This window comes from Flavobacterium panici (assembly GCF_024499525.1).
Taxonomy (GTDB): Bacteria; Bacteroidota; Bacteroidia; order Flavobacteriales; family Flavobacteriaceae; genus Flavobacterium; species Flavobacterium panici.
In genome coordinates this window covers 4,374,499-4,389,910 of record NZ_CP100437.1, presented here as the reverse complement: position 1 = coordinate 4,389,910, position 15,412 = coordinate 4,374,499, and the positions used below count along the sequence as shown (strand labels likewise).

The window sequence follows — 15,412 nt, the reverse complement described above, 5'->3', positions numbered from 1 at the left end:
ATTTTACAATTACATTGAAGTAGAACGACTTTGTTTTTTAACAGCAGTCACCTTGATCCACATTTCAACACCCTCTTTATTAGCTGGACTTGGTTCAAGCTTATAAAGCTTACCGCCTAATTCAACATAACCAAAAGCAAATCCATTACCTTTTTTGTCTCTACAACCTACCACTTGATATGGATTTCCGAATCTGTCTGTTCTAATATTTTTTTGTGCCATTTTTTAATGTATTATTTGTTTTACAATTGCGATCAAATCGCCTAATTTCTTTAAAATAAGTATTACCGTGTCTATCAGGAAAATCAAACCGTAGAGACGGTAATACTTGGGTTTATTATCTTCGAGCATATCCCTGACTTTGGAAGCCCGGTCTTGGTTTTTTCATCTGCCTAGACCAACGGGAACGATCAATTTGTTTTTTTATTAGAATAACAACTCCAATAACACCGACACCAATTAGAATATGCTTCCAATGTTTTTTAAACCATGCTGTGATTGTCATATCTGCCATATCAGCACCAACATTTGCAACACCTTCTTTTACACTTTTAGAAGTACCTCCATAAGCACCTTGTAAAACTGCATCTGCAAAAACTCCAGTTGCAGAACCTGCGACAGCACCAACAGTTGCACCCGCATTTTGTTCTAATGCTTTTGTCTGTGCATTCCAGTAGTCAGCCTCTGCCTGTTTTCCTTCCGCTTCCGCTCGTTTAGCTTGTTTTTTAGCCTCCACAGCATCGGTAACTTTACCGATAACCTGTTGTGCAACACCACCAACGCCCGGAACAAAACCTACCGCAGTTGTAGCAAGTTTTACGACATTTTTGAAAGAAACATTTTTCTTAATAGCTTGACCAATTTTTTTAAAGAATCCCATACTTACAAATGATTTCTAAGAGTTAAATTAAGTACAGTACCTTGCGACTTTCTAATATTGATACTAGATACAGCCAAAAGAGGTAACTGTATTTTTCCGTCATAAGCACTACGAACCTGACCGCTCGTTTCAACGTATGCGACTGGGTCAATAGATTTACTCATAGATTCCAATTCGTAAAGGGTGTATTTTACTACCTGACCGTTATCGAACGTGTAGTTGATTTCTTCGATTGTATCAGACTTATCTAATACAACAATGTCATAACCTGACACATTGAAATCTTTGTTTGTGTCTTCTGCACTCATAGATTTATGCTCGAAAGAATAAACCTCTGTGCTCGTTTGTGGCTCTTCGATACCGTTTACAACATAAGTATTTGCAGGAACTAACCCTCTTAATTCAATCTTGATTACGTCCTTTTCATATAAATGAATAGAACCATCATTACAAATTTCACAAACAGCAACTAAATCGTAACCTCTCGGACCATCTGAAACGATAGCATCACTACCGTATGTATTTGCCAAGATGAAATCTTTTAGAAACATGTTTCCTTTTGTAATTTCGAAGTTTGAACCGTTCGCACGTTCAACCTCTACACGGATTGTTTCAGTTGTTAATTCTGAAAATCTTAAATCAGAAGCGATAATTAAAGTAGAAATACTTTTAGTAAGTAAGATTGTACCTGTACTAGTTGCCCCCGTAGCTTTCCAAATTTCCATAGTTTAAAAATGTTAGGTCGGTTTTTATCCGACAATTATTAATTATTTACATGACAAATTTGGGCACAAAAAAACCCTGAAATTCAGGGTTGAAACTTTTTGGTACTTTTTGGTACTTTTTAGGTATTTTTGGTACCAATTTTGAAATACTTTTTTACATGTTCACCTAAAACATGTTTAATCTGATATTCCTGTTTGATATCCTTTAGATATCTTTTAGCGGATGTTTCACTAACACCCAAAGCAATAGATAGTTGCTTAGCGGTAACGAATTTTAGGGTTTCCATAGTTTTCAAGATTTAGGTTTTTTTTAAAGAGGGGAGTGGAGTCCCCTCTTTAATTATAATAGATAGTTATCGCAGAATCATAATTTCTTGTAGTCCAAATAAAATCTGCATTTGAATTTGTGTTGTAATATTTAACGCTGAAATCTCCGTTACGATTTCCTGAGTAAACAATATCTTGGACATGATATACAGTTTTTTCTCCCGAGAAAGAAAAATAAGCGCCTTTATACAAGTCTGACATTTTTTTCATAATTTATTTTGTTTTAGTTATAGCAATTAACCACATAACGAAGTAAACTGCTGAAAAGATTAAAGGTTTCATGGCTTCATATTTAAAATAATAGTTAGTACTACAATAATGATAGCGAATAGGACTGAATTAAATTTTTGATTTTTCATAGGATAAATAGTTATTAAATTATTTGACTTAAATTTTGAAAGCGAATAATGATAAGGCTTAATTAATTTCGATTGATTTCGAACCGAAATGATTTCTTTGACAACAGTTGCATGATAATTCATAATTAAAAAAGTGTTGGTTGATCTAATTCAATTTTTAATTTTTTTGCTCTTTTGTTCCTGATGTGCTGATCTTTTAGCTTTTCAGAATTTCCAAGTTTTGTTAAATCCTCTAAATAAGTATGAGGTTTAGAAGTCCAGCAAGCGACGTTTTTTTCCTCTAATGGTACATTTTGAAAAAACTTAACACAAAAACCGTTATCGATATTCGAAGCTTCGTCTTTATGATAATTTCGTTCACAATTCCCACAGCTTGCACAAATGAACTGAGGTAAAAAACGTTGTTCTACCTTTGGTTTAGGTAATTGAGCCTGTAAAATTTTAGCTAATTGTTCGTAGTCTTGATTCATATTAAAACAGGATATTGGTTTTTATCTACTTCTATTTCTAAATCATTAAAGTCTCTGAAGTATGTGAGTAGATTGTAAACACCCTCGAGACCATTTTCTTTATATTTATTCAGCACTAAAGGCTGTAGATCATTTTTACATATCTTTTTCCAGATAGGAAGTGAAACCTTTAAAAGAATTTCGTCTATAGTAACTTCGTTTACGATATCGTCGTCCGTCTTATTAAACTCATCCATAAATTCGCTGTATTCTTTACGAAGTGAATTTGAAATATTTACAAAGTGTTTTCCCTGAGTTTGCTCAACATAGCAAGTATAAATACCGTATAATTTTCTTTTTTCTGTGTAGTCAGAATAGTCACCGCAGGCAATTTTTGCAAGTGCTGTGAATGGTGTCAATCCTTTAGAACTTTTAATTTGTCCTTTAGTCATTTCCATAGTGATATCGTACTTTGCTAAATAATCACTGTTATCGGAAGACAACATTTTTTGGTTTTGTCCTTTGATTAAGCTGTCATTGTCACGAAAAGAAACCCATCTTTTAAGAACTTCTTTTTGAAATTTTTCTATTTCCTGATCATTTGCATTATCATAGAAGTACAAAATATGCAAATGAGGATGCCAACCGTTACCATCGGAGTAAGTGATTTCAAGAGTTTTTACCTGTCCGATGATACCGTGATTTTGTCGGAAAAATCTTGATTGTTGAAATTTTCTATAATTATCAGAGATTTTTTCAAGTGTTTTCTTTAAAGTATCAAACTTTGCATGCCTAACAGTTAGTGTAAGAAATCCAATCGAAAGGTTTTTCGATTGGTGAGCGCCAATAAGCCCGCTTAAAAGTTCTTTTTTGTGTTCTGAAATTTTAAGCGCGCAGACTGGGCAACGCCAATAACCGCCACAATTGGCAACGCCATTAAAAAACAATCCGCCTTTGTCATTTCTGCATAGATTAATCGGCTGATTGATATTTGCGTTTACAGCGTAGCCACAAAATTGAATTCTCGGTTTGCGTTGTTCCTTAGTTTCTTTCAAAGTGTAATTTTTTTTTGCAATATTTCTCATACGATGTAATAGTGTTTTATAAACCGAAGATATATCTGTTTGATGCCTTAAGCGGACAACCAAATCCGTATTATTATCGAGGCGGTCTGCGACCTTGTAGCGGTCACTCATAAAGTACTGATTATCAAATATTTGAGCAAGCTGTTCTGCACTATAATTTATATTATGTAAAATAGAAAATTATAAGAATCTTATACTAAATCATTCGCTATTATAAATCTGAATAATCTAAACAAGTACCTCTTTCCCTAAACAACATAAATTGAATAATTAAGTTTATAAGCTTATAAAACTGTAAATTTATAACAATGAAAATCAATCAATTATTTAAAATTGATTCTCAAAAAACTATTTTAAAGCCTTGAATTCAGTAATTCTTAACATTTCTTTAAAATAATTAGATTCTGAGCAAGATGGTTTCATTCTAAGAGTTTATTTTATTATTTTTACATTCAATATTTTAAAAGATATTATACCATATATGAATACAATTGCTGAGCATATTGCAGATTTTTTAAAAGAATACCCGCCGTTTGATAACTTAACTTTTCAGGAATTATCAGATATCGCAACAAATATTCGTGTCATTAATTTAGAAAAACATGCAGTATTGTTTCAAAATAATGATCCGCTTCACGACAGCTTTTATGTTGTAGCTTCTGGAGTCATTAATTTAACAACGATTGCTGATGCCGAGGAAACTCTTATAAACAAATGTCACGAAGGAGATATTTTTGGTTTACGCCCGTTTTTTGCCAAAAATAACTATATGATGACGGCAAAAGCACGTGAAGAAAGTATTGTTTATGCAATTCCTATTGCTGTTTTCCGTCCGTTTGTAGCTAATAATTCAGATGTTTTAAATTTTTTACTGGAAAGTTTTGCAGTAAATTCAAGACATACACGAGATAATTCCCGTTCTAACGGAAAATTAGATCCGGACAGTAATTTCATGGATCAGCAGAATGAGATGCAGTATATTCAGTCTCTTTCTTATAATAATTCTCCGTTAACAACAGAATCTCACCATATTGTAAAAGATGTTGCCATTTTAATGACAGAATCTATGGTGGATAATATTGTGATTTGCGAAAAGAATAATCCAATTGGTATTGTAACCCACGCCGATTTATCTTCAAAAATTGCAACCGGACGTTATCCTATCACTGAGACGATTGACAAAATAATGTCTTCGCCGGTTGTTACGGTAATCGAAAATGTTTCTTTGGCCGAAGCCCAGCTTTTAATGTTGAAGCATAATGTTTCTCACCTTTGCGTTACTAAAGACGGTACAAGTAAATCTGCTGTGAAAGGAATTATTTCTGAGCACGATTTAATTGTGGCTCAAGCTAGTAACCCTGGTGTTTTAATTAAAGAAATTAAGCGTTCGCAGCTTCCAAAAGATTTAAAACAAATTCGTGATCGTTTATCAGATTTGATTCAGAATTCGATTCAGAAAAATATACCAATTTCTCACGTTAGTAATATTGCAAGCGAAATTAACCTTGCCATCATTAAACGTGCGGTAGAATTATCTATTTTAGATTTAGGCTCCCCTCCTGCCAGATTTGCATGGTTAAGCATTGGTAGTCAAGGGCGTAAGGAACAGCTTTTATTGACAGATCAGGATAGTATTTTGATTTTTGAAGATGTTGCTCCGGAGAAATATCGCGAGGTAAAAGATTACTTTTTAAGACTGGCAAAAAGAACAACTGCCATCCTTGAAAAAGTAGGTTACGAATATTGTCCAAATGGTCACATGGGAAGTAATATGTTATGGTGTAAGTCATTGAGCGACTGGACAAAACAATACAACAGCTGGATGAATACTCCAGGTGAAAATAGTAATGATTTGAGCAGTATTTTCTTTGATTATGAGATTGTAATTGGTGAAGCAAAAATTGAAGAAGTTATCGAAAATGTGGTATTTAAAAATGCCGTAAACAATACTTTATTCTTTGACTTTTTAGGAAACGATGCTTTAAAAAGAAATTCTCCTCTAAGCTTTTTCAAGAAATTCATTGTTGAAGAAGAAGGTCCGCAAAAAGGAAAATTCGATATTAAAACCCGTGCTTTAATGCCGCTTATTGACAGTGCACGTTTATTAATTTTGAGCGCGAATATAAAAGGAATCAAAAATACGTATTTAAGATTCAAACAATTAGCGATTACCGATTCTAAAAATGCTGAAATATATTTAAGTTGTGCCGAAGCTTTTTTAACACTTTCAAAATTCAGAACTGTTGAAGGCTTAAAAAATGACGATTCCGGGCAATATATTAATTTAAGAGAAATGTCTAAATCAGACAAAGAGAAGTTAAAAAATGCTTTAACCCCGATGAAGGATCTTGAGGAACTTATTAAGAGTAAATTTCAACTGACACAATTCTCATAAAATATGCTAGACTGGATTAAAAATATCAATAAGGAATATCCGGAATTCTGGAAGGAATACTTAACAAAATTAGAAGCAAAACCCACTAAATATGTGGTTTTGTCGACGGAAACTTCTGGCTTAAACCCTAATAAAGATGTTATATTATCTTTAGGGGCTTTTTCTGTAATTGACGACAGTATTGTAATTAAAGAGAATTTTGAAGCGGTTTTACTTCAGTATAAATTTCTAGAAGAACACGGAATTTCTAATGAATTCATTATTGAAAGCAAAATGAATAAAATGCCTGAAGCTGAGGCTTTAGAGGCATTTATAAATTTTATTGGAAATGCAGTTCTAGTTGGTCATCATATTAATTTTGATATTGAAATGCTTAACGCTGCTCTGGAAAGATTAGATTGCGGAAGATTAAAAAATGAAGCTCTCGATATTGATGTTATGTATCGAAAATTAACCGATATCAACGACAAGCAGTTTTCTTTAAACGATTTATGCGAAATTTATAAAATCCCAAAAAGCGACAGAAATTCTTCTGCGGAGGATGCTTATAAAATTGGACTTTTGTTTTTGAAATTGAAATCTCGTTTGGGGATACGATAAATTTTTCACCATATAAGTTATATAAGAAATTTAAGTTTTGATTCCTTATTAAAGCATTCCAACATTATACACAATCTTGTCATTCGAGGAACGAGAAATCGCACTCGTAATTCTACAAAGATTGGCGATATGCATTGTCGAGTTTCTTGTGCGATTTCTCGTTCCTCGAAATGACAAACTACATGTTGAAACAATGCGATTGTCAGGCTGAGCGAAGTCGAAGCCCTCGCAAAGTGATTCTGCATGACGGGCTTCGACTTCGCTCAGCCTGACATCTATTATGAATATTTTTTTAAACAAAAACACATAAAAAAATGCCTCTTAAAATTTAAGAGGCATTTTTTATTATAAATACAATTCTAGAATTAAGAAATTCTAGAATTAAAAATCTCGTCTACAATTTCAGGATTTAATAATGTTGAAGTATCTCCAAAATTAGAATTATCACCTTCGGCTATTTTACGTAAAATTCTACGCATGATTTTTCCTGAACGTGTTTTTGGTAAACCAGAAACGAATTGAATTTTATCTAATTTAGCGATTGGTCCAATATGATCAGAAATATATTGGTTGATCTCTTTTGACAAATTCGTTCTATCTCTAACTTCTCCAGTTTCTTTCAGGATTACATAACCGTATAAAGCGTTTCCTTTAATATCATGTGGGAATCCAACAATAGCAGATTCTGCAACTGCTGGGTGTTCGTTGATGGCATCTTCGATTGGCGCTGTTCCTAAGTTATGTCCAGAAACAATTACAACATCATCTACTCTACCCGTAATTCTGTAGTAACCCACTTCGTCTCTTAAAGCTCCGTCTCCTGTAAAGTATTTTCCAGGGAAAGCAGAGAAATAAGTGTCTTTATAACGTTGGTGATCTCCCCAGATAGTTCTGGCGATTCCAGGCCAAGGAAATTTAATACATAAACTTCCAACTACTTGATTTCCTTCAATTTCATTACGTTTTTCATCCATTAATACTGGTTGAATTCCCGGCAATGGCAACGTTGCATAAGTTGGTTTTGTTGGTGTAACGAAAGCAATTGGCGAAATCATGATTCCTCCTGTTTCTGTTTGCCACCAAGTATCTACAACCGGACATCTCTTATCACCAACGTGGTCGTTGAACCAGTGCCAAGCTTCTTCGTTGATTGGTTCTCCAACAGATCCAATAACTTTTAGCGATTTTAGAGGATATTTTTGAATATAATCTAAGCTTTCTTTTGCTAATGAACGAATTGCTGTTGGCGCTGTATAAAATTGTGTGATTTTATGTTTTTCGATAATATCCCAAAAACGGCTAAAATCCGGATAAGAAGGAACTCCTTCAAAAATTACGGTTGTTCCACCATTTAGTAATGGTCCGTATAAAATGTATGAGTGTCCTGTAATCCATCCAATATCTGCCGTACACCAGAAGATATCGTTTTCTTCATGGCTGAATACGTTTTTGAATGTATAAGCCGTATAAACCATGTATCCGGCTGTTGTGTGCACCATTCCTTTTGGTTTCCCTGTTGATCCAGAAGTATACAGAATAAACAAAGGATCTTCGGCATCCATAATTTCAGCAACACTATTGTCAAGAGCGGCATCTAATAAAGGCTGTAACCAAATGTCACGTCCTTCTTTCATTGCCACTTCTGTTTTTGTTCTTTTTACCACTAAAACTTTAGAAACCGACGGACAAGTGTCTAAGGCTTCGTCAACAATAGATTTTAAATCGATTGTTTTGTTTCCTCTGTAACCTCCATCAGATGTGATTACCATTTTACATTCGCTGTCAATAATTCTGGCAGAAACTGCAGAAGCAGAAAATCCGGCAAAAACTACAGAGTGAATGGCTCCAATTCTGGCGCAGGCCAAAACAGAAACTGCAAGTTCAGGAATCATTGGTAAATAAATACAAACGCGGTCTCCTTTACGAACCCCTTGCTCACGCAAAACGTTCGCCATTTTTGAAACTCGTTCGTATAATTCGTTGTAAGTTATATGTAAAGCGCTTTCAGACGGATCATTCGGTTCAAAAATAATAGCCGTTTTTTCTCCTCTTTTGCTTAAATGTCTGTCGATACAGTTTTTGGTAATGTTAACCTTAGCGTCAGTAAACCATTTCACTTCGGCATCGGCCATATTAAAATCAACAACTTTTTCCCACTGTTGATACCAAGTAAAATTTTCTTCGGCAATTTTCCCCCAAAATTTTCTTGGCTCTCTTATTGACTTATTGTAATGTTTAAAATATTGTTCTAAATTTTCAATTTTATAATAACTCATAGTTTTGTGGAATTTTTTTTATAAATGTATTAAATCTGCTTCTATTCTTAAAATTATTTAATTCATAAATTTTATATAAAAAAAACATATAATAAATAAAATATACGTTTTTTTTAAAGTTATTCTAAAAAAAGACGATTTAAGAAAAAATCTAAATCGCAAAAAAGGTATGACAAAGAAATTATCATACCTTTTTATTTAACAAATTTCAATAACAATTAATTTTGTAATATCTGCATTACAAATGCTTTCCCTACTTTGAAAATAGCAGCAGCTTTATTAATTATAATAGAAATTTCAACAAGTATATTTTTTGATTAAAAAATATACCCCAATTTTAGGGATCCGCTTCACTTAACTTGCTTAAATAACAGAAGTTAAGTGAATGCAAAATGCATCTATATCTATTTTCTTAATAAGTGCTTACTAATTCAAAATATTAATTTAAAACATTGATACAGAGCAAATTCCACTACATTCGGAATGCGTGGAAATTCCCAATTTTATTATACAATTTTTTTCATTGCTGTCATTGATTCTCTCAACCATGCTCCTACTTCTTCGATAGGATGCTGACGAATTTCTTTATTTACAGCAATTAAAACATTATTATCTACTCCATTTGAAGTTGAAAATGGTTTTCCAATAATATTTGTTTCTACTTTTTTCATAAATTCAGTCAACAATGGCTTACAAGCGTGATCAAATAAATAACAGCCATATTCTGCAGTATCAGAAATTACACGGTTCATTTCAAACAATTTCTTTCTTGCGATTGTGTTTGCAATTAATGGTAATTCGTGTAATGACTCATAATAAGCAGATTCTTCAATGATTCCAGCCTCTGTCATAGTTTCAAAAGCTAATTCAACACCAGCTTTTACCATAGCAATCATTAAAACTCCATTATCAAAATATTCCTGCTCAGAAATTGGAGCATCTTGTGGCGCTGTTTTTTCGAAGTTAGTTTCTCCTGTTGCAGCTCTCCATTTCAATAAATTAACATCGTCATTAGCCCAGTCAATCATCATAGTTCTTGAGAATTCTCCAGAAATAATATCGTCCTGGTGTTTTTGGAATAACGGACGCATAATGTCTTTTAATTCTTCTGCTAATTCGTAAGCTTCAATTTTAGAAGGATTATTTAAACGATCCATCATATTTGTGATTCCACCATGTTTCAAAGCCTCAGTGATAGTTTCCCATCCGTATTGAATTAATTTTGAAGCATATGCTTTATCGATTCCTTTTTCAACCATTTTATCAAAACATAAAATAGATCCAGTTTGAAGCAATCCACAAAGAATTGTCTGCTCACCCATTAAATCTGATTTTACTTCGGCAACGAAAGATGATCTTAAAACTCCTGCTTTGTGTCCTCCAGTTGCTACAGCGTAAGCTTTTGCCTGATCTAAACCAAATCCGTTTGGATCATTTTCCGGGTGAACTGCAATAAGTGTTGGTACACCAAAACCTCTTTTATATTCTTCACGAACCTCTGATCCCGGACATTTAGGCGCACACATAATAACCGTGATATCTTCACGAATCTGCATTCCTTCTTCAACAATATTAAAACCGTGAGAATAAGCTAAAGTTGATCCTTGTTTCATTAATGGCATAATCGCAGTAACAACAGATGTATGCTGTTTATCCGGAGTAAGATTACAAACTAAATCAGCAGTTGGAATCAACTCTTCATAAGTACCTACTTTAAACCCATTTTCAGTTGCATTTTTATATGAAGCTCTCTTTTCAGCAATTGCATCTGCACGCAATGCGTAAGAAATATCTAAACCTGAATCTCTCATGTTTAAACCTTGATTCAAACCTTGTGCACCACATCCAACAATAACAACTTTTTTCCCTGCTAATGCTGAAATTCCGTCTGCAAATTCTGACTGCTCCATAAATTCGCAAACTCCAAGTTGCTCTAATTGTAATCTAAGTGGTAATGTGTTGAAATAATTTGCCATTTTGTTTTAAAATATTTAATGAAATGAAATTTAGTAATTAATTTATTTATAATTGGTTGTGATCGTGTAATATCACATATTAATTCTTTATTTGAAGGTTTCTAACAATGATGAAATCTCCATTTTTTCTTTTGAAACCGAAATTCTTCCCGAACGTACAAATTGCATAATTCCGTAAGGTTTGAATTTTTGGTATAAATCTTCAATTTCTGAACGTCTTCCTGATTTTGAAATCACAAAGAAATCTCTTGAAACTGTTACAATCGTCGATTGGCTGTCTTTGATAATATTTTGAATTTGTTTTTCATCAAACAACAAACTTGAAGCGATTTTAAAAAGTGCATTTTCTAGATAAATGGTTTCTTCATCTGTATGATAAAATGCTTTTATAACTTCAATTTGTTTTTCAATCTGTCCCACAATATTCTGAACCCATTTCTCCGTTGTATTTACTACAATGATAAATCTTGAAACATTCTCTATTTCTGATTCTGAAACATTTAGACTTAATATATTAATGTGACGCTTTAAGAATATTCCAGATATTCTATTTAATAAACCCACGTTATTTTCTGAGTATACCGATATGGTAAATGTTTTATCTTCCATTTTTTTGTTAGTTTATTTTGTTTCAGGTTTCAAGTTTCAAGTTCTGCTGAGAACGTGAAACCTGAAACTTAAAACTTGAAACCTTTTTTTAGCTTAATCTAATTTCTGATACACATGCTCCTGTTGGAATCATTGGGAAAACGTTGTTTTCCTTTTCGACCATGACTTCTAAGAAATAAGAATCTTTTGAAGCAAGCATTTCGGCAACTGCAGCATCTAAATCTTCACGATTGGTAACTTTCTTAGATTTAATATGATACCCTTCGGCAATTGCAGTGAAATTTGGATTAATCATTTTTGTTGATGCATATCTGTTGTCAAAGAATAATTCCTGCCATTGACGCACCATTCCTAAAAATTCATTGTTTAGAATTACAATTTTTACCGGAACCTGGGTCTGGAAAATTGTTCCTAATTCCTGAATCGTCATCTGGAATCCTCCATCACCAATAATAGCTACAACTTCACGATCTGGTCTTCCCATTTTAGCTCCAATTGCAGCCGGAAGCGCAAATCCCATTGTACCTAATCCGCCAGAAGTAATATTACTTTTAGTTGAATTGAATTTAGCATAACGACACGCAAACATTTGGTGCTGACCTACATCTGAAACGATAATCGCATCACCTTTTGAGTGTTTGTTGATCATTTCGATAGTTTCACCCATCGAAAGTCCCGGAGTTTCTGGGTTTAATTCGTCTTTAATAACTGTATCATATTCTATTTTAGCCAATTCTTTAAACTCATTATGCCATAAATCGTGAGATTTTGCATCCAGTAATGGTAATAAAGCAGCTAAAGATTCTTTTACATCACCTAAAACAGCAACTTCTGTTTTAACGTTTTTATCAACCTCTGCAGGATCAATTTCGAAGTGAATCACTTTTGCCTGTTTTGCGTAAGTAGCCAATTTACCTGTAACACGATCGTCAAAACGCATTCCGAAGGCAATTAAAACATCACATTCGTTCGTTAGTAAATTTGGCGCATAATTTCCGTGCATTCCAAGCATTCCTACATTTAAAGGATGATCTGTTGGCAAAGCCGAAAGTCCTAAAATAGTCCAAGCTGCCGGAATTCCTGATTTTTCAAGAACTGCTTTAAACTCGGCTTCAGCCTGACCTAAAATAATTCCCTGACCGAAAACTATAAAAGGCTTTTTAGCACTGTTGATTAAGGCTGCAGCTTCGGCAACTTTATCTAATTTTAATTTTGGAACCGGAACATAACTTCTGATTGCCGTACATTTTTCATAACTAAAATCTAACTCATCAAACTGAGCGTTTTTAGTAATATCAATTAATACAGGTCCTGGACGTCCAGAACGAGCAATATAAAATGCTTTTGCAATGATTTCAGGAATTTGAGAAGCCTCTGTTACCTGAAAATTCCATTTTGTAACCGGAGTAGAAATTCCAATAATATCTGTTTCCTGAAAAGCATCAGATCCTAATAAATGTCTTCCAACTTGTCCGGTAATACAAACCATTGGAGTTGAATCGATTTGAGCATCAGCAATTCCGGTAACTAAATTTGTTGCTCCCGGTCCAGAAGTAGCAATTGCCACCCCTACTTTTCCTGTCGCTCTTGCATAACCCTGAGCAGCATGCGTTGCACCTTGTTCGTGGCGTACTAAAACATGGTGTAACTGATCCTGAAATTTATATAATTCGTCGTAAACCGGCATGATTGCTCCTCCCGGATAACCATAAATTAAGTCTACTCCTTCTGCTAATAAACATCTAATAACGGCTTCGGCGCCTGATATCCTAATTGTTCCCATTTGGTATATTTTTTTCTCTCTTATTTCTATTTTTTTTTAAGAAATAGAGATTTACACTTTTATAGTTTATTCCAAAATCTTTTTCATTTTATTGAAATTGATTTTTGAAATTGTAATTGAATGCTAGTTATCGGTAACACATCCTGTTGATGCGCTTGAAACCGACCTTGCGTATTTAAGTAAAACTCCCCTGTCAACTTTTAGCGCTGGTTGAACCCAAGCCGCTTTACGAGCTGCATATTCTTCGTCAGATATCTTCAGGTCGATTGTATTTTTCACAGCGTCGATAGCGATTATATCTCCATCTTTTACTAGTGCAATACCACCACCATCATATGCTTCTGGTGTAACGTGTCCTACCACGAATCCGTGTGAACCTCCGGAGAATCTACCATCTGTAATAAGTGCACAGCTGCTTCCTAATCCAGCTCCAATAATAGCTGATGTTGGTTTTAGCATTTCAGGCATTCCCGGACCACCTTTTGGTCCACAACCCCTGATGACGACTACATTACCCGGTTTAATTTTTCCGGCCTGAAGACCTGGAATTACTTCAAATTCACCTTCAAAAACTACAGCCGGACCTTCAAAATATTCTCCTTCTTTACCGCTGATTTTTGCTACAGCACCTTCAGAAGCAAGGTTTCCGTATAAAACCTGAATATTTCCAGTTGGTTTTAACGCTTTTTGAATTTCGTGAATTACTTCTTGTCCGTCTTGTAAATCCGGAGTTGAAGCTAAATTTTCAGCAACTGTTTTTCCCGTTACGGTTAAACAATCTCCGTGAATCAATCCCACTTTTAACAGATATTTCATTACTCCCGGAATACCTCCTACTTCATGAATATCTTCCATCATATATTTACCACTTGGTTTCATGTCAGCAAGAACCGGAGTTCTGTCGTTAATAGCCTGAAAATCATCCAAAGTAATTGTGATACCAACAGAATGTGCCATAGCAATTAAATGCATAACAGCATTTGTAGAACCTCCTAAAACCGCTACAATTGTAATAGCATTTTCGAAAGCTTTACGAGTCATAATATCTCTTGGCTTAATATCTTTTTCTAATAAAATTTTAATTGCAGCTCCGGCAGCAAGACATTCGTCTCTTTTTTCCTGACTTAAAGCAGGATTAGAAGAACTGTATGGCATACTCATTCCTAATGCTTCAATTGCAGAAGACATTGTGTTTGCCGTATACATTCCGCCACAAGCACCAGCTCCAGGGCATGCATTTTGAATAACACCTTTAAAATCTTCCGGAGTAATTTCTCCTTTTACTTTTTTCCCTAAAGCTTCAAAAGCAGAAACAATATTTAAAGATTCTCCTTTCCATTTTCCAGAGTGAATAGATCCTCCGTAAACCATCATTGACGGACGGTTTAATCTTCCCATTGCGATTAATGCACCGGGCATATTTTTGTCACAGCCGGGAATTGCAATAATACTATCGTACCATTGTGCTCCTGCAACTGTTTCTATAGAATCTGCAATAACGTCACGTGATACTAATGAATAACGCATTCCTTCAGTACCGTTTGAAATTCCGTCACTTACACCAATGGTATTAAAAATAAGTCCGACCAGATCTGCATCCCAAACACCTTTTTTAACATCTTTTGCTAAATCATTCAGGTGCATGTTACACGTGTTACCATCGTAACCCATGCTCACAATCCCTACTTGTGCTTTTTTTAAATCTTCTTCAGTTAAACCAATACCGTATAACATCGCTTGCGCCGCTGGCTGTGTTTGATCTTGAGTGATGGTTTTGCTGTACTTATTTAATTCCATTATTGTATTATTTATTTTAATTTTTATTCAAAAAAAAACCTTCCAGTATTTGGAAGGTTTGTAATATAGTTTTTCAATTATATTTATACCATTCCCGATGCAGATGTGCGAAACACATTGACAACAACGACAGAAGTAATAATAATTGAGA

Annotated in this window: 14 protein-coding genes; 2 read left to right on the top strand and 12 right to left on the bottom strand. The window is 34.1% G+C overall.

The window, feature by feature from the left end; all coding sequences use genetic code 11:
• Positions 1–9: 9 nt before the first annotated feature.
• From NLJ00_RS18480 to NLJ00_RS18450, 7 genes are all read right to left on the bottom strand, one after another.
• Positions 10–222, bottom strand: coding sequence for a hypothetical protein (locus tag NLJ00_RS18480; protein ID WP_256634911.1), 213 nt, complete (start codon positions 220–222; stop codon positions 10–12).
• A gap of 115 nt (positions 223–337) precedes the next feature.
• The gene (locus NLJ00_RS18475) at positions 338–880 is read right to left on the bottom strand and encodes a hypothetical protein (protein WP_256634910.1); all 543 of its coding nucleotides are present in this window, start codon (positions 878–880) and stop codon (positions 338–340) included.
• A 2-nt stretch (positions 881–882) separates the two neighbouring features.
• A complete protein-coding gene (locus NLJ00_RS18470) occupies positions 883–1,605 on the bottom strand; it encodes a hypothetical protein (protein ID WP_256634909.1) in 723 nt (240 codons plus the stop codon).
• 119 nt (positions 1,606–1,724) lie between these two features.
• A complete protein-coding gene (locus tag NLJ00_RS18465) occupies positions 1,725–1,892 on the bottom strand; it encodes a hypothetical protein (RefSeq protein ID WP_256634908.1) in 168 nt (55 codons plus the stop codon).
• Positions 1,893–1,941: 49 nt separating this feature from the next.
• Positions 1,942–2,142, bottom strand: coding sequence for a hypothetical protein (locus tag NLJ00_RS18460; RefSeq protein ID WP_256634907.1), 201 nt, complete (start codon positions 2,140–2,142; stop codon positions 1,942–1,944).
• A gap of 274 nt (positions 2,143–2,416) precedes the next feature.
• A complete protein-coding gene (locus tag NLJ00_RS18455) occupies positions 2,417–2,761 on the bottom strand; it encodes a hypothetical protein (RefSeq protein WP_256634906.1) in 345 nt (114 codons plus the stop codon).
• Positions 2,758–3,936: a protein rep gene (locus NLJ00_RS18450; protein ID WP_256634905.1), complete on the bottom strand. Its 1,179-nt coding sequence runs from the start codon at positions 3,934–3,936 to the stop codon at positions 2,758–2,760. The genes NLJ00_RS18455 and NLJ00_RS18450 overlap by 4 nt, the downstream gene beginning before the upstream one ends.
• Before the next feature lie 370 nt (positions 3,937–4,306).
• Between NLJ00_RS18450 and NLJ00_RS18445 the strand changes: the two genes are divergently transcribed.
• On the top strand, positions 4,307–6,220 hold the full coding sequence (locus NLJ00_RS18445; RefSeq protein ID WP_053473176.1) for a DUF294 nucleotidyltransferase-like domain-containing protein: 1,914 nt from the start codon (positions 4,307–4,309) through the stop codon (positions 6,218–6,220).
• A gap of 3 nt (positions 6,221–6,223) precedes the next feature.
• Positions 6,224–6,820 carry a 3'-5' exonuclease gene (locus tag NLJ00_RS18440; RefSeq protein WP_180860062.1) on the top strand — a complete coding sequence of 199 codons (597 nt, stop codon included), beginning with the start codon at positions 6,224–6,226 and terminating at the stop codon, positions 6,818–6,820.
• Between the two features lie 365 nt (positions 6,821–7,185).
• On the opposite strand, the gene acs is transcribed toward NLJ00_RS18440, so the two are convergent.
• The 5 genes from acs to ilvD form a co-directional block, all read right to left on the bottom strand.
• A complete protein-coding gene (gene acs, locus NLJ00_RS18435; protein ID WP_180860064.1) occupies positions 7,186–9,096 on the bottom strand; it encodes an acetate--CoA ligase in 1,911 nt (636 codons plus the stop codon).
• A gap of 506 nt (positions 9,097–9,602) precedes the next feature.
• Positions 9,603–11,072, bottom strand: coding sequence for a ketol-acid reductoisomerase (ilvC, locus tag NLJ00_RS18430; RefSeq protein WP_256634904.1), 1,470 nt, complete (start codon positions 11,070–11,072; stop codon positions 9,603–9,605).
• A gap of 87 nt (positions 11,073–11,159) precedes the next feature.
• The gene (gene ilvN / locus NLJ00_RS18425; RefSeq protein ID WP_053474515.1) at positions 11,160–11,681 is read right to left on the bottom strand and encodes an acetolactate synthase small subunit; all 522 of its coding nucleotides are present in this window, start codon (positions 11,679–11,681) and stop codon (positions 11,160–11,162) included.
• An 88-nt stretch (positions 11,682–11,769) separates the two neighbouring features.
• Positions 11,770–13,464: a biosynthetic-type acetolactate synthase large subunit gene (gene ilvB / locus NLJ00_RS18420; RefSeq protein WP_256634903.1), complete on the bottom strand. Its 1,695-nt coding sequence runs from the start codon at positions 13,462–13,464 to the stop codon at positions 11,770–11,772.
• A gap of 123 nt (positions 13,465–13,587) precedes the next feature.
• Positions 13,588–15,261 (bottom strand): dihydroxy-acid dehydratase, encoded by a 1,674-nt coding sequence (ilvD, locus tag NLJ00_RS18415; RefSeq protein WP_053474513.1) that lies wholly within the window; start codon positions 15,259–15,261, stop codon positions 13,588–13,590.
• Positions 15,262–15,412 lie beyond the last annotated feature (151 nt).

Coding starts and splice junctions, on each gene's coding strand:
- NLJ00_RS18480 (WP_256634911.1), bottom strand. CDS start 222: ATGGCACAAAAAAATATTAGAACAGACAGATTCGGAAATCCATATCAA.
- NLJ00_RS18475 (WP_256634910.1), bottom strand. CDS start 880: ATGGGATTCTTTAAAAAAATTGGTCAAGCTATTAAGAAAAATGTTTCT.
- NLJ00_RS18470 (WP_256634909.1), bottom strand. CDS start 1,605: ATGGAAATTTGGAAAGCTACGGGGGCAACTAGTACAGGTACAATCTTA.
- NLJ00_RS18465 (WP_256634908.1), bottom strand. CDS start 1,892: ATGGAAACCCTAAAATTCGTTACCGCTAAGCAACTATCTATTGCTTTG.
- NLJ00_RS18460 (WP_256634907.1), bottom strand. CDS start 2,142: ATGAAAAAAATGTCAGACTTGTATAAAGGCGCTTATTTTTCTTTCTCG.
- NLJ00_RS18455 (WP_256634906.1), bottom strand. CDS start 2,761: ATGAATCAAGACTACGAACAATTAGCTAAAATTTTACAGGCTCAATTA.
- NLJ00_RS18450 (WP_256634905.1), bottom strand. CDS start 3,936: ATGAGTGACCGCTACAAGGTCGCAGACCGCCTCGATAATAATACGGAT.
- NLJ00_RS18445 (WP_053473176.1), top strand. CDS start 4,307: ATGAATACAATTGCTGAGCATATTGCAGATTTTTTAAAAGAATACCCG.
- NLJ00_RS18440 (WP_180860062.1), top strand. CDS start 6,224: ATGCTAGACTGGATTAAAAATATCAATAAGGAATATCCGGAATTCTGG.
- acs (WP_180860064.1), bottom strand. CDS start 9,096: ATGAGTTATTATAAAATTGAAAATTTAGAACAATATTTTAAACATTAC.
- ilvC (WP_256634904.1), bottom strand. CDS start 11,072: ATGGCAAATTATTTCAACACATTACCACTTAGATTACAATTAGAGCAA.
- ilvN (WP_053474515.1), bottom strand. CDS start 11,681: ATGGAAGATAAAACATTTACCATATCGGTATACTCAGAAAATAACGTG.
- ilvB (WP_256634903.1), bottom strand. CDS start 13,464: ATGGGAACAATTAGGATATCAGGCGCCGAAGCCGTTATTAGATGTTTA.
- ilvD (WP_053474513.1), bottom strand. CDS start 15,261: ATGGAATTAAATAAGTACAGCAAAACCATCACTCAAGATCAAACACAG.